Source organism: Qipengyuania psychrotolerans, assembly GCF_019711355.1.
GTDB classification, from domain to species: domain Bacteria; phylum Pseudomonadota; class Alphaproteobacteria; order Sphingomonadales; family Sphingomonadaceae; genus Qipengyuania; species Qipengyuania psychrotolerans.
Genome location: NZ_CP081297.1, coordinates 1616891 through 1629773, shown reverse-complemented (window position 1 = coordinate 1629773; position 12883 = coordinate 1616891). Strand labels below are relative to the sequence as shown.

The 12883-nt window shown below is 60.4% G+C and carries 15 protein-coding genes and 1 tRNA gene; 14 read left to right on the top strand and 2 right to left on the bottom strand.

What is annotated here, in order from left to right; translation table 11 throughout:
- Positions 1-7: 7 nt before the first annotated feature.
- The 5 genes from rseP (at position 8) to rpmE (ending at position 5459) form a co-directional block, all read left to right on the top strand.
- Positions 8-1117, top strand: a complete 1110-nt coding sequence (gene rseP / locus K3166_RS08030) for an RIP metalloprotease RseP (protein ID WP_221424019.1) — start codon at positions 8-10, stop codon at positions 1115-1117.
- Positions 1118-1251: 134 nt separating this feature from the next.
- A complete protein-coding gene (gene bamA, locus K3166_RS08025; protein ID WP_221421764.1) occupies positions 1252-3990 on the top strand; it encodes an outer membrane protein assembly factor BamA in 2739 nt (912 codons plus the stop codon).
- Positions 3990-4667: an OmpH family outer membrane protein gene (locus K3166_RS08020; protein WP_221421763.1), complete on the top strand. Its 678-nt coding sequence runs from the start codon at positions 3990-3992 to the stop codon at positions 4665-4667. The genes bamA and K3166_RS08020 overlap by 1 nt, the downstream gene beginning before the upstream one ends.
- 20 nt (positions 4668-4687) lie before the next feature.
- The gene (gene fabZ, locus K3166_RS08015; protein WP_221421762.1) at positions 4688-5140 is read left to right on the top strand and encodes a 3-hydroxyacyl-ACP dehydratase FabZ; all 453 of its coding nucleotides are present in this window, start codon (positions 4688-4690) and stop codon (positions 5138-5140) included.
- Between the two features lie 94 nt (positions 5141-5234).
- On the top strand, positions 5235-5459 hold the full coding sequence (gene rpmE / locus K3166_RS08010; protein WP_221421761.1) for a 50S ribosomal protein L31: 225 nt from the start codon (positions 5235-5237) through the stop codon (positions 5457-5459).
- 90 nt (positions 5460-5549) lie between these two features.
- Here rpmE and K3166_RS08005 read toward each other — a convergent pair whose 3' ends face one another.
- Together K3166_RS08005 and K3166_RS08000 are read right to left on the bottom strand one after the other, a co-directional pair.
- The gene (locus tag K3166_RS08005) at positions 5550-5867 is read right to left on the bottom strand and encodes a TraR/DksA family transcriptional regulator (protein WP_221421760.1); all 318 of its coding nucleotides are present in this window, start codon (positions 5865-5867) and stop codon (positions 5550-5552) included.
- Entirely contained in the window at positions 5867-6502 is a 636-nt protein-coding gene (locus tag K3166_RS08000) for a prolyl hydroxylase family protein (RefSeq protein ID WP_221421759.1), read from the bottom strand. The genes K3166_RS08005 and K3166_RS08000 overlap by 1 nt, the downstream gene beginning before the upstream one ends.
- A 195-nt stretch (positions 6503-6697) precedes the next feature.
- Here K3166_RS08000 and K3166_RS07995 point away from each other — a divergent pair.
- From K3166_RS07995 to K3166_RS07955, 9 genes are all read left to right on the top strand, one after another.
- Positions 6698-6774 (top strand) — tRNA-His (locus K3166_RS07995).
- A 47-nt stretch (positions 6775-6821) separates the two neighbouring features.
- Positions 6822-7886, top strand: coding sequence for a Leu/Phe/Val dehydrogenase (locus K3166_RS07990; protein WP_221421758.1), 1065 nt, complete (start codon positions 6822-6824; stop codon positions 7884-7886).
- 65 nt (positions 7887-7951) lie between these two features.
- Positions 7952-8674, top strand: coding sequence for a heme ABC transporter permease CcmC (ccmC, locus tag K3166_RS07985; protein WP_221421757.1), 723 nt, complete (start codon positions 7952-7954; stop codon positions 8672-8674).
- Position 8675: 1 nt separating this feature from the next.
- Positions 8676-8816: a hypothetical protein gene (locus K3166_RS07980; protein ID WP_221421756.1), complete on the top strand. Its 141-nt coding sequence runs from the start codon at positions 8676-8678 to the stop codon at positions 8814-8816.
- Positions 8813-9274 (top strand): cytochrome c maturation protein CcmE, encoded by a 462-nt coding sequence (gene ccmE, locus K3166_RS07975; RefSeq protein WP_221421755.1) that lies wholly within the window; start codon positions 8813-8815, stop codon positions 9272-9274. The genes K3166_RS07980 and ccmE overlap by 4 nt, the downstream gene beginning before the upstream one ends.
- Positions 9271-11223 carry a heme lyase CcmF/NrfE family subunit gene (locus K3166_RS07970; protein WP_221421754.1) on the top strand — a complete coding sequence of 651 codons (1953 nt, stop codon included), beginning with the start codon at positions 9271-9273 and terminating at the stop codon, positions 11221-11223. Before ccmE ends, K3166_RS07970 begins: the two co-directional genes overlap by 4 nt.
- Entirely contained in the window at positions 11223-11750 is a 528-nt protein-coding gene (locus K3166_RS07965) for a DsbE family thiol:disulfide interchange protein (protein ID WP_221421753.1), read from the top strand. Before K3166_RS07970 ends, K3166_RS07965 begins: the two co-directional genes overlap by 1 nt.
- Positions 11747-12151, top strand: coding sequence for a cytochrome c-type biogenesis protein (locus tag K3166_RS07960; protein ID WP_221421752.1), 405 nt, complete (start codon positions 11747-11749; stop codon positions 12149-12151). The genes K3166_RS07965 and K3166_RS07960 overlap by 4 nt, the downstream gene beginning before the upstream one ends.
- Positions 12148-12795 carry a tetratricopeptide repeat protein gene (locus tag K3166_RS07955; protein WP_221421751.1) on the top strand — a complete coding sequence of 216 codons (648 nt, stop codon included), beginning with the start codon at positions 12148-12150 and terminating at the stop codon, positions 12793-12795. Before K3166_RS07960 ends, K3166_RS07955 begins: the two co-directional genes overlap by 4 nt.
- The last annotated feature ends 88 nt before the right edge of the window (positions 12796-12883 follow it).

Genomic DNA, 12883 nt, shown 5'->3' with positions numbered 1-12883 from the left:
TTTCTGGATGTATATCATCGGCTTCCCGCTGTTGCTGGGGCCGCTGGTAACGCTGCACGAACTGGGCCACTATCTGGTGGGCCGCTGGTTTGGAGTGAAGGCGGAAGCGTTTTCGGTCGGTTTCGGCAAGGAAATCGCCGGCTTTACCGACAGGCAAGGCACCCGTTGGAAGTTGAGTGCATTGCCACTGGGCGGATACGTTCAGTTCAAGGGCGATATGAACCCCGCCAGCATTCCCAATCCTGACGAGATCGAGCGCGCCAGTGCAGAAGAACGTGATGGCAGTTTCCATCACGCCGCGCTGTGGAAGCGCGCACTGATCGTTTTTGCAGGACCTGCAACGAACGTGCTGGTCACTCTGGCGATCCTCGTGTCCTTCTTCATGATGTTCGGCAAGCCGGTGACGGTCGATCCGTCGCAGGTGAATGTCGTAACGAGGTTCGCAGAAGATTCCGTCGCCCGCGATGCCGGGATGAAGATCGGCGACCGGTTGATCTCGATCGACGGCCAGACGGTCGCAAGTTTCGAAGATATTCGCGACCAGGTGATGATGCATCCCGGCAAGGCCGTGGACATGCGCGTGGAGCGCGGCAACGAAACAGTCGAAATTCCGGTGACCATAGCGGACATCCGCGAGGAAGACCGCTTCGGCAATGTATCGCGCATCGGGCGGATCGGCATTTATTCGTCGGAAATCACGACCGAACCGGTCGGCATCGTGGAGGCGAGCAAGCTGTCCGTCATCCAGACGGGCAAATTGCTCGACATGATGGTGACGGGCATTAAGCAAATTGTCGTGGGCGATCGCTCCGTCAAGGAGCTCGGCGGACCGGTGACCATCGGCAAATTTGCCGGTGAGCAACTCAGCCTTGGGGCCCTGGCCTTCTTCAATCTGGCTGCACTGATCTCGCTTAACTTGGCATTCATCAACCTCCTGCCAATCCCGGCTCTCGACGGCGGGCACCTGGCATTCTACGCGGCTGAAGCAGTCCGCCGGAAACCGCTGGGCCCCCGTAGTACGGAGGTGGCCTATCGGGCCGGTGTAGCGGTTGTGCTCGCGCTGATGGTTTTCGTCACCTTCATAGATATCGCCAAACTCCCGTTCTTCGGGGATTAGGCGGGGACAGGGTCTTGTGATGGCGCGTCTGCGGCGTCACACGGCTTGATCGCGCGGCGCGCATGGGGCAGGGGGCCTCCAGACGTTCCGCAAGGCGTCTTTTTGTATATTTGAGGACGGGAATTCCCTTGTCGATGACTGGATTTGCGAACGCCGCGAGCGAGACGAAACCCCATGGTGCGCGGTTCGTCGCCGGACTGTTGGCCGGCACCGTGCTGGCAAGTCTGCCGACCATAGCCTTTGCCCAGGATACGGATGCTACCGCTCCGCAGGCGCAGGAAGCTCCTGAAGCAGAGGCCCAGGCCTCTGTCATGCAGCAGGACACGGTGCGCACTATCGCAGTTGCCGGTGCCCAGCGTCTCGAGCCGCAGACCATCTTGTCCTACATTCGCCTGCGCACCGGACAGCCCTACACCCAGGCCGCTGGCGACGAGGTGCTCAAGGATCTCTACGCGACCGAGTTGTTCTCCAACGTCAGCGTGACGAACAACAATGGCAATGTGGTCATAACCGTGGTCGAAAACCCGGTCATCAACCGCATCATCCTCGAGGGCAACGAGCGGATCAAGAACGACAAGATCCTTCCTGAAATCCGCCTTGCTCCGCGCCAGATTTTCACGCGTTCGAAAGTGCGCGCCGACGTTTCGCGGATTCTTGAGCTCTATAAGCGCCAGGGCCGTTTTGCCGCCACGGTCGAGCCGCAGCTGGTCCAGCTGAGCCAGAACCGTGTGGATATCGTCTACGAGATCGAAGAAGGTCCCAAGTCGAAGATCCGCCAGATCAACATCATCGGCAACGAAGCGTTCTCGGACAGCGACCTGCGCGGTGAAATGGTCACCAAGCAATCGCGTCTGTGGACGTTCTTCAGCTCCAACACGAGCTACGATCCCGATCGCCTTGCGTTCGACCAGCAGCAGCTGCGGACATTCTACCTGACGCAGGGCTATGCCGACTTCCGTGTCGTCTCCGCCGTGGCTGAACTTACGCCGGACAAGGAAGACTTCATCATCACGTACGTGGTGGAAGAAGGCGAACGTTACAAATTCGGCGACGTTAGCGTCGAGAGCCAGCTGCGTGATTTCGACAGCGAATCGATGACTGCGCGGCTGCCCATGCAGACCGGCGAATGGTACGATGCCGAGCGCGTGGAGAGCACGGTCGAGCAGATGACCGACCTTGCCGGTACCTTCGGATATGCTTTCGCCGATGTGGCACCGCAGTTCGTGCGCAACCCTGAAACCCTGACGATGGACGTCAATTTCGTCATTCGCGAAGCGCCGCGTGTTTACGTTGAGCGGATTGACGTGAACGGCAATACGCTGACGCAGGACAAGGTTGTCCGTCGCGAGTTCCGTGTCGCCGAAGGCGATGCGTTCAACACGCTCGCTATCAATCGTTCGGAAGCGCGCATCAGGTCGCTGGGTTACTTCCAGGAGAACTTCGAAATTACGCAGGTCGAGGGCAGTGCCCCTGACCGCGTTATCCTCGAGGCGAACATCGAAGAACAGCCGACCGGCGAATTGCAGCTGTCGGCGGGCTTCTCCTCCATTCAGAGCTTTATTCTTGCCGGCTCAATTCGCCAGCGGAACTTCCGCGGCCGCGGCCAGACGGTCGGGCTGAGCCTCAACTATTCGCGTTTTTCCAAATCGGCGAATGTCAGCTTCTCCGAACCTTATGTGTTCGACCGGAATATCTCGCTCGGTGCAGACATTTACCACCGCGAATATGACAACGACTTTTTCGCGACGGACTTCAATCGCTACAAACAGGCTACCACCGGCTTCTCGGTCCGGGCCGGTGTGCCGCTGTCCGAGTATATGTCCCTCGTCGGTAGCTACACTCTCCAGTACGAAGACGTATCCATTGGCGATGCGTTCTTCGAAGACACCAATGGCGACGGAATCGAAGAGTGTCTGCAGTCACGCTTCATCTGTGAAGCGGTTGGCCAGCGCACGGCGTCGATCCTGGGCGCAACGCTGAATTACAATTCGCTCGATAGCGGTATCCGGCCGACACGCGGCGAAACGATCAGCGTGACTGGCGAATTTGCCGGCCTCGGCGGCAATGTGAAATACTTGCGGATGCGTTCGCGCATGGGCAAATTCTTCAACCTCGGCAGCGGGCTGATCTTCTCGCTAAATGCTGAAGGCGGCTGGATTCACGCGCTCAGCAACAATCCGAACCCCGGTTTCGACGATGTGCGCCTGACCGACCGGTTCTTCCTTGGTGAGCCACAGTTCCGCGGGTTCGACATTCGCGGCGTAGGTCCGCGAGTGGTGCGTCTGCAATATCTCGATGATGATGCCGATCCGACGACGCCGCGGATCTTGGAGACGATCGACCAGTTCCGCCAGAACGACAATCGCCAGTTCGATGATGCGCTTGGCGGTCGTGCCTATTATCTCGCTCGTGCAGAGCTCGAAATTCCGCTCGGATCCGGCGTTCGTGAAATGGGCATCCGGCCTTCGCTGTGGGTCGATGTCGGTTCGCTCTTTGCGATCGACACGCCGCAGCTGGACAATTTCCCGAACAGCTTCCAAGCCAGTTCGGGTGGTCGTTTGATCTATCTCGGACCGCTCTACGATCTGGAAACTGGCGACCCAATTGTGGATGCGGACGGAAATCCGCAAATCGGACGGACTTTCGACCAGTTCGACGCGGATGGAAACGCCAACGAAGCCGACCTGGATGCGAACGGTTTCTATCGTGAAGTCCTGTTTGGCGACAGCATCAGTCCGCGCATCACCGCGGGTCTGGGTGTGAACTGGAACTCACCCTTCGGACCGTTCAGGATCGATCTATCACAGACGATTAAGAAACAGCCGGGTGACGATACCAAAACCATTTCCTTCAATGTAGGAACGCAATTCTAATGAAACTGATTTCCAAGACACTCGCCGCTGCGAGCCTCGCCACTGTTGCCATGGCCGCCGCACCTGCCGCCGCACAGGTTAGCGGCAACATGGGCGTCGTGAGTGCGCCGGCTGCGATCGCTGCGACCAACGCGCGCGCAACTGCCTACCAGCAGATTTCCACGACCTATGCTTCGCAGATCCAGCAGATCCAGCAGAAGCAGCAGCAGGCGCAGGCCCTGCTTGTGCAGCTCGACACCAATAGCGATGGACAGCTCGATCAGGCTGAGCAGCAGGCAGCGCAGAATGCGCCGCAGGCTCAGCAGATCCAGACGCTGGAACGCGAAACGGCGCAGCTCTCGAACCAGGTTGACCTGGCGCGCATCTATGCTGTCGAGCAAATCCTCATGCAGTACGGCGCCGCACTGGAAACGGTTGTCCAGCAGGATAACCTCCAGATCGTGCTTTCGCCCGATGCGGTCCAGTACTCGGTCCCCGCCGCCAATGTGACCCAGAAGGTCGTCAACGCGCTTAACGCCCGTGTGCCTTCGGTTCAGATCACTCCCCCGCAGGAATGGCAGCCGAGCCAGCAGACGGTTAATGCTTACCAGCAGATCCAGCAGATCCTGATGGTTGCAGCCGCTCGTCAGCAGCAGGCCGCTCAGCAGCAGCAGCAGCCGGCTTCCAACGGCCGTTAATCGATACAGGGAGCAGGGGCATGAGCGAGACCGGATTCGACGTCGTCGAGGTGCTGAAGCGCCTACCGCACCGCTACCCCCTGCTTCTGGTCGACCGCGTGAAGGAGCTCGTCATCGACGAGCGTATCCATGCGGTGAAGGCAGTCAGCTTCAACGAAGACTTTTTCCAGGGACATTTTCCCGGTTCGCCGATTATGCCCGGCGTCCTCCAGATCGAAGCACTGGCTCAGGCCGCCGGCGTTCTGGCGGTTGAGAGCCTTGGCCTGGCAGGCTCTGGCAAGCTGGTCTACTTCATGGCGATCGAGAACGCCAAGTTCCGCGCCCCGGTGACACCAGGCGTGCTGCTCGATCTTGAGGCTGAGTTTGTCCAGAAGCGATCGCGCGTCTGCAAGTTCGCCGGCAAGGCGAGCGTGGAAGGCAAGGTCACCTGCGAAGTGCAATTCACCGCGATGATCGCTGACGCCCCGGAATAGGCTTGCAAAATACTGCGCGCGGCGCTAACCGCGCGCCTTCTCCACAAACAGCTGGACCGGTCGGAACCGCTCCGATGCTAAAAGGACGTTTATCATGAAGGCCGAAGGTCACCCCGATTATCACACAATCACGGTCAAAATGACCGATGGTACCGAATTCCAGACGCGCTCCACCTGGGGCAGCGAAGGCGATACGCTGACACTGGAAATCGACCCGACCAGCCACCCGGCATGGACCGGCGGCAAGCAGCAGCTTCAGGAAGGCGGCCGCGTCGCAGCCTTCAACAAGCGCTTCGGTGGCATCAGCCTCAAGAAGTAAGCTTGCTGCATCAAGCACATTTAAAAAGGGCGGTCCTGAAGGGCCGCCCTTTTACGTTTGCGTCCTCAGAATTTCAGTTAGGCGGGAACATCAGTCAGCGCAATCGATGCAGCGCGTTGCGATAGGTCGGGCCTCCAATCGCGCCCGGGCGATTTCCTTGCCGCAACTGCTGCATACACCGTAAGTTCCGTTCTCGATCCTCTGCAGCGCATACCGGATCTGAACAATTTCTGCGCGCAGGATTTCGTCGACACCTTCTAATGCCTCGTCATCGGCCAGATCAACCGCCTGTTCGCTCGAATCGGCCTCGAGCGGGTGACGCAGATCATCTTCGATGATTTCTGCCCGTTCGAGAAGGTCGTTCAGGCGTGTGCGCAGACGGTCTGATAGATCGGAATAATCGGTCATCACCAACCCCATGGTTGTTCGCGGTACCATTTGGTTATGACATATTTCACGCCTTTGCGCACTTTCATGCCGTGATGGATCGTATTCGGGTTCTCGCTTCCGTCCGCGCGCCAGTTGTTCCAGCAGAGAAGTTTGCCGGTTTCCGGGTGAAAGCTTTTCGAGATCGCCTTGAAGCGGGTCGCGCCGCCAGCCTCGACCTCGTTCAAGTAAACCATGAAGGTCCAGGTGCGCTGTCCTGCGACGGAGCAGTATCTTTCCCAATCCTGACCGCTGCGGTTGAAATAGTCGCAGTGCGGTTTGAATTCCTGCCCCAGATCGTAGCGTTGGCCTTGCAACGGTTCGCCGTGGGCAGGATCAATGCCGCCGAGTGCGGCGAAGAGGGATTCCATCTCGCGCACCGCTGGTTCGTCGGCATCAAGGTCGCAGGTTTCGCTGGTGCGAAAATAGTGGTCGTCGCCCGCGTCGGCGAGAGTGGATGGTCGGCGGTCCTGCTCGATAAGCGCGATGAGCCTGGCGCACAGTTCCGGGCTGACAAAGCCGCGCGATTGAAACAGTTCGAGCTTGTTGGTGGGTATGCGCTGCACGCCCGGCCTCGCGAGCAAGATTTCAGCTGAAGATTCGCCTGGTCCGATCATCCTGCGGCACGATAATGAGCCGAGCGCTCTCTGCAAGGGGCTGAAATATAGTTGCGTGAGGAGCGTCTTGAGCGCTTTTTCACTTCCCAATGCAAGCGGTTTGTGCAACAGGCACGCGCCGTTGCGCAAGGCGGGTTGACGCCCGCCTGTCCGCGATTATGAGGCGCCTTCCCGGCTGCGTTCCGGGGGCGTGTGGCGATCGTAGCTCAGTTGGTTAGAGCGCCGGTTTGTGGTACCGGAGGTCGGGGGTTCGAGACCCCTCGATCGCCCCATTTTCTCCCTTTGCGCAGCTTATGAATCTCCTTGCAGGGGCATAGCTATGACGGCTTTCTGGACCGAATCGGATTACGACGACCACGAGCTGGTTCAGCTTGTGCGAGACGCGAAGAGCGGCCTGACTGCCATTATTGCGCTTCATTCCACCCATCTGGGTCCCGGCGCGGGCGGCACTCGCTTCTGGCATTATGCCGAGCCCGACGCCGCCATGCGCGATGCCCTGCGCCTCTCGCGCGGCATGAGCTACAAGAACGCTATGGCAGGCCTGCCGATGGGGGGCGGCAAGGCCGTGATCCTTGCGGATTCCGACAAGACCAAGACGCCCGAAATGCTCGCCGCCTTTGCCGACGCGGTCGAGGCGCTGGGCGGTCAGTACGTGACGGCTGAAGACGTGGGGATATCGGAAGCTGACATGGCAACCGTGGCCCAGCGCACGCAGTATGTATCCGGCCTTCCCGTGCAGGGCGAGAATGCCGCTGGCGGGGACCCGGGTCCGTTTACCGCACTCGGCATTTTCCTCGGCATCAAGGCAGCGGTCAAATACAAGCTCGGGAAAGACAGCATGGACGGCGTCCATGTTGCGCTTCAGGGCGTGGGCAGTGTCGGCGGCGGTGTCGCCCGGTTGCTCGCCAAGGAGGGGGCCAAACTGACCCTGTCCGACATTAATCATGACCGGTGCGAAGCGCTGGCAACTGAACTCGGCGCCGATTTCGTCGAAAGTGACGCGATCATGTCGGTGCCGTGTGATGTTTTCAGCCCCAACGCACTTGGTGCGATCCTGGATGAAGACGGCATTGGCCGTCTCGATTGCAAGATTGTTGCAGGCGGGGCGAACAACCAGCTCAAGCGCGCCGAACATGGCCCCATGTTGGCAAAACGCGGCATCCTCTACGCGCCCGATTACGTGATCAACGCGGGCGGCATCATTTCTGTGACGCTCGAATATCTGTGCCGTCAGGACGAGGCGCCCTGTGATATCAACGAAGTACGCAAGCGTATCGCGCTGATCCCGGGCAGGCTCGAGCAGATCTGGCAGAAAAGCGACGAGACCGGCGAATCGTCCGATCAGGTCGCCGACCGCATGGCTCAAGCGCTCATCGGGCGCTGAGGGCCGTGATCTTCACTTGCGGGTCAGGCTGGCACCTGTAAAAGCGCTGGCGACGGCTTTAGATCATGCACGGCTTCGCCAATCCCAAACGATTTTTATCGCTCGCCCAGTGGCTCACGCCGCTGCTTTTGGTGAGCGGATTGGTGTTGACCGGCATCGCGCTTTTCTGGGGCGTGACATCGGTTCCGCCTGACCGGTTGATGGGTGAGACGGTTCGCATCCTTTTCATCCACGTTCCTACCGCATGGTTGGGGATGGGCGGGTGGAGCGCGATTGCGGTATCCAGTCTCGTGTTTCTGGTCTGGAGGCATCCGCTGGCAGCGATTGCCGCGCGGGCAGCGGCGGTGCCCGGCCTGGTATTTACGCTGATCTGTCTCGCAACCGGTTCCATCTGGGGGCGTCCGACCTGGGGCACATGGTGGGTCTGGGATGGCAGGCTTACCAGCATGCTCGTGCTCGCTTTCCTATACTTGGCCTACATAGCATTGGCTCAGGCCGCCGAACGTGAAGGCGTTTCGGCGCGCATTCCCGCGATCTTCGGCCTGCTGGGCGCGGTCAACATCCCCATCATCAACCGCAGTGTCGTGTGGTGGAATTCGCTTCACCAACCACCGAGCATAACGATGGGCAATAGCGCTATCGACAGCGTGTTCCTGCAGCCCTTGCTGCTTGCAGTGCTCGGCTTTTCGCTGATCTTCGGCGGAGTGGTGCTGGCGCGAATGCGGGCTTTGCTCGCAGACATTCAGGCTGAAGCCCGCCTGCGTAGACGTGCGATGGAGGCGAACTGACATGCGTGAGGCGCTGAACCAATGGGACTTTGTCATCGCCGCATATGTGGTGGCCGTATTGGGCACCTTGGCAATGATTGCCTGGAGCTGGCAGTCGATGAAGCGCGCTGAACGCCGCCGTGAGGAGGCTCGCCGGAAATGAAGGCGAAGCATCAACGTCTCGTCCTGATCGTGTTGGCACTGGTCGCGCTCATCGGCGCGGGCTTGCTCGCCACATACGCGCTGCGTAATCAGGCGAGCTATTTCTACCTCCCCGAGCAGATGGCAGAAAATCCGCCGGAGCCGGGTCAGGCAGTGCGCCTTGGCGGAATGGTCGAGCCGGGCTCTATGGAGATGCTCAGCGACGGGATAACGGTTACTTTCGCGGTGACCGGGCGCGAGCAATCGCGCATTCCGGTGCGTTTTGCCGGCATACTTCCGGACCTCTTCGTGGAAGGTTCGGGTGTCGTGGCCGAGGGCCGTCTCGATGCAGACGGAACCTTCGTGGCCGACAATCTCCTCGCCAAACATGACGAGAATTACGTGCCCCGCGAACTGGAAGGCATGAGCGAACACCAAGCCGCCGAGATGGCGGAAGAAACCACGGTCGGGCTCGAATGATAGCTGAACTTGGTCACGCTGCGCTGTGGCTTGCAGCAGCGCTCGCAGTGCTACAGCTCATTGCAGGTGCTTCGGGTACTCGTGAAGGTGCGATCGTGGGCATTGCTTCGCTGTCACGTCCCGCCGCGATCTTGCAGGGCGCGCTGGCGGGGTTCGCCTTTGCTGCGCTGCTGTGGGTCTTTGCCGTCACCGACCTTTCGGTGAAGCTGGTCGCAGCCAATTCCCATTCTCTCAAGCCGCTCATTTTCAAGCTGTCCGGATCCTGGGGCAATCACGAAGGCTCGATGCTGCTGTGGGTCACGGTCATGGCGCTGGCAGGTGCCTTGATCGCGGCGGTAGAGCGCAGGCTGCCCGAAAGAACCATGCAGGCCACCCTCGCTGCGCAAGGCTTTGTAGCGCTTGGGTTCTATGCCTTCCTGCTGCTGAGCTCCAATCCGTTCGAGCGACTTCCAGTCCCGGCATTGGAGGGTCAGGGGCTAAACCCGCTGCTTCAGGACATCGGCCTCGCGCTGCACCCGCCGACGCTGTATTTCGGCTATGTCGGACTGTCGGTCGCCTTCAGTTTTGCGGTCGGTGCGCTCCTGACGCGCTCGGTCACGCCCGAGTTTGCGCGCGCCATGCGGCCGTGGGTGCTGGGAGCGTGGGTTTTCCTGACGCTGGGCATCACCGCCGGTAGCTACTGGGCTTATTACGAGCTGGGCTGGGGAGGCTGGTGGTTCTGGGACCCGGTCGAAAACGCTTCGCTGATGCCATGGCTGGCGGCGACTGCGCTGCTGCACTCGGTTAGCGTCCTGGCCAGCAGGGATGCCCTGCGGGTCTGGACGATCATGCTGGGCGTCGTCGCATTTTCGATGAGCATGCTGGGCACGTTCCTGGTGCGCTCGGGCGTGTTGACCAGCGTCCATGCGTTCGCAGTCGATCCCGAAAGAGGCAGCTTTATCCTGGCGCTACTGGCGATCTATATCGGCGGTGCATTGCTGCTGTTCGCACTCCGCGCGTCAGCCATCAGCGAAGGGGAACGCTTCTCCGTGGCAAGCCGCGAAGGGGCGCTGGTGTTCAACAATGTCATGCTCAGCGCCATCCTCGCAGTTGTGCTCCTGGGAACGCTCTATCCGCTGCTGACCGAGGCGTTTGATGTCCGCGTGTCGGTGGGACCTCCGTATTTCAATCCTGTTTCGGCGATTTTCGTGATCCCGATGCTCATGGTCATGGCGGTCGGTCCGCTGCTTCGCTGGCGGCGCGACAGTTTCGGACGGATTTCAAAAGAACTCGCGCTGATCGCCGCGCTGGTCATCGCCGGCATCATCTTCTTCGCGCTGTTCGAGGGTATTTCGATCCTGCCGCTACTCGGCCTTGCGCTCGCCGTCGCGCTCGGCATCGCCAGCTTCCTGCCGCTGCGTGGCCGCAGCATCCGGCGAATGCCGATTTCGGTGTGGGGAATGGTGGTCGCCCACTTTGGGATTGCCGTGGCACTTTTCGGCATGGCGAGTGAAAGTGCATTTTCGACCGAGAAACTGGCGGCGCTAGAAGTCGGGCAAACGACGCAGGTCGGCCCCTGGAGCGTGAAGCTTGACGCTGTCGCACCGGTTGCGGGACCGAACTGGACCGCGATCGAAGGGCAGATGCTCGCCAGCTACAAGGGCGGCGAAGCGTCGAAGATCGCACCGCAATCCCGCAATTTCTGGGCTCCGGCCCAGCAAACTGCCGAAAGCGTCCTGCTGACCCGCTGGAACGGGCAGCTTTACGCTGTCATGGGCAGCGAGGCGAACAATGGCCGCTGGCAATTGCGCCTGTGGTGGAAGCCGTTCGTCACCTTCATCTGGTATGGCGGCATATTGGTCGCGCTAGGCGGGGTCCTGGCAATTATCGGACGCGTTCGCACCGACCTCAAACGGCGTTCTATCCGCCGCAAGATCGCGGTTCGCCGTGCTGACATGGAGACCGTGTGATGGGTTGGCGCATGTGGCTTCCCCTGATGCTGTTCGCAGGCTTCCTCGGCGTGGCGGCCTATCAGCTTACGCAGCCCAAGGACGATTTTATCGCAAGCGGGATGATCGGCCAGAAGCTGCCTTATTTCGAATTGCCAGCTTCGATTGAAGAACGGCCCGGCGTATCCGCTACCGATTTCGCCGATGGGAAACCGCGCCTCCTCAACATCTGGGCGAGCTGGTGCCTGCCTTGCATCGCGGAGGCGCCGCAGCTGGAAGCGCTAAAGGAGCAGGGCGCGGACATCGTCGGGATTGCCATTCGGGATGATCCGGCAGACGTCACCGAATTCCTCGCGCGGCATGGCAATCCTTACACGCGCATCGGGCGCGATGATCTTTCCGAAGTGCAGCTTGCGCTCGGATCCTCCGGCGTTCCGGAAACCTTCGTGATCGATGGGGAAGGGACGATCACCTACCAGCACATCGGTGATATCCGTGCGGATGACGTGCCCATGCTGCTTGAGAAACTGCACGAGGCGGCCCGGTGAAGCTGCTGTTCGCGCTCGTTTTGGGCAGCCTTGCTGTGCCGCTCTCCGCGCAAGGCGACGCGCCGCCTGCGCCCTATGCCTATCGCCAGCTTGAAGATCCTGCGCAAGAAGCCGCGGCGCAAGAACTGATGGAAACCCTGCGCTGCCTGAAATGCCAATCGCAATCCATTGCGGACAGCGATGCTTCAATGGCCGGCGATATGCGCCACCAGGTTCGCATCCGTATTGCAGCGGGTGAAGAGCCTGAAGAAGTGCGCGCGTGGCTGATGCAGCGTTATGGAGACTACGTGAGCTATGCGCCCGTGGTCAGCCGGAGCACATGGCCGCTGTTCGCGCTCCCGGCGGTGTTCCTGCTGCTGGTTGCGGGCGTGTTGTGGCGCAGGTTCGGTAAAAATTCATGAGCTGGCTCCCGATCATTGTGCTCGCCTTGGCGACCTTCGGGCTCGCTGCCTTCGCGCTAAAATTGCCCCGGAATACGTGGACTTTACTGGGGGCCGCGCTGTTATTCGGCCTTGCCGGGTATGGTCTCCAAGGTTCGCCTGGACAGGCAGGAGCGCCCAAACCGGCGGCTCAGGTTCAGGCCGACGGTGGGGAGCTGCTGGTTTCTGCGCGCCGGGCATTTTTCGGCGAAGGTATGCTGCCAAGCCGCTGGATCATGACGGGTGACGGCTATGCCCGCCGGGGAGAGTTTGAACCCGCGGCTGGCCTCTACAGCAATGCAATCAGCGAAAATCCGGGCGACACGGAAGCTTGGCTGGCACTTGGCATAGCGTTGACCGAACACGCGGAGGGCAATTTGACGCCTGCCGCCATTCACGCCTTTGAGCGTGCCGCCGAATTGCAGCCGGAGAACGGCGGTGCACGCTATTTCCTTGGTTTATCATGGCTTCGCGCAGGCGAGCCTGTCCGGACACGGGAATTATGGACGCAGGCAATCGAGGCTGCTCCCGAGTCGGCGGAATGGCGCGCGGACCTGGAATTGCGCCTGGAAAGGCTCGATATGTTGATGGAAATGGCGTCCCGGCAAGTGAATCCCGCTGAGTGACACCCGTGCGCGCGCCATTGCGGGGCCTGCGATGCGGTGCTAAGCGCCCCGACCTTGCGAGGGATACAGGCCCTCGCGGACAGGCAAA

What these genes read in the sequence shown, in the direction of transcription:
- K3166_RS08020 (WP_221421763.1), top strand. Translation starts at nt 3,990, where the DNA reads ATGAAACTGATTTCCAAGACACTCGCCGCTGCGAGCCTCGCCACTGTT.
- bamA (WP_221421764.1), top strand. Translation starts at nt 1,252, where the DNA reads ATGACTGGATTTGCGAACGCCGCGAGCGAGACGAAACCCCATGGTGCG.
- ccmC (WP_221421757.1), top strand. Translation starts at nt 7,952, where the DNA reads ATGCACGGCTTCGCCAATCCCAAACGATTTTTATCGCTCGCCCAGTGG.
- K3166_RS07970 (WP_221421754.1), top strand. Translation starts at nt 9,271, where the DNA reads ATGATAGCTGAACTTGGTCACGCTGCGCTGTGGCTTGCAGCAGCGCTC.
- fabZ (WP_221421762.1), top strand. Translation starts at nt 4,688, where the DNA reads ATGAGCGAGACCGGATTCGACGTCGTCGAGGTGCTGAAGCGCCTACCG.
- K3166_RS07980 (WP_221421756.1), top strand. Translation starts at nt 8,676, where the DNA reads ATGCGTGAGGCGCTGAACCAATGGGACTTTGTCATCGCCGCATATGTG.
- ccmE (WP_221421755.1), top strand. Translation starts at nt 8,813, where the DNA reads ATGAAGGCGAAGCATCAACGTCTCGTCCTGATCGTGTTGGCACTGGTC.
- rpmE (WP_221421761.1), top strand. Translation starts at nt 5,235, where the DNA reads ATGAAGGCCGAAGGTCACCCCGATTATCACACAATCACGGTCAAAATG.
- K3166_RS08000 (WP_221421759.1), bottom strand. Translation starts at nt 6,502, where the DNA reads ATGATCGGACCAGGCGAATCTTCAGCTGAAATCTTGCTCGCGAGGCCG.
- K3166_RS08005 (WP_221421760.1), bottom strand. Translation starts at nt 5,867, where the DNA reads ATGACCGATTATTCCGATCTATCAGACCGTCTGCGCACACGCCTGAAC.
- K3166_RS07955 (WP_221421751.1), top strand. Translation starts at nt 12,148, where the DNA reads ATGAGCTGGCTCCCGATCATTGTGCTCGCCTTGGCGACCTTCGGGCTC.
- rseP (WP_221424019.1), top strand. Translation starts at nt 8, where the DNA reads ATGTATATCATCGGCTTCCCGCTGTTGCTGGGGCCGCTGGTAACGCTG.
- K3166_RS07990 (WP_221421758.1), top strand. Translation starts at nt 6,822, where the DNA reads ATGACGGCTTTCTGGACCGAATCGGATTACGACGACCACGAGCTGGTT.
- K3166_RS07965 (WP_221421753.1), top strand. Translation starts at nt 11,223, where the DNA reads ATGGGTTGGCGCATGTGGCTTCCCCTGATGCTGTTCGCAGGCTTCCTC.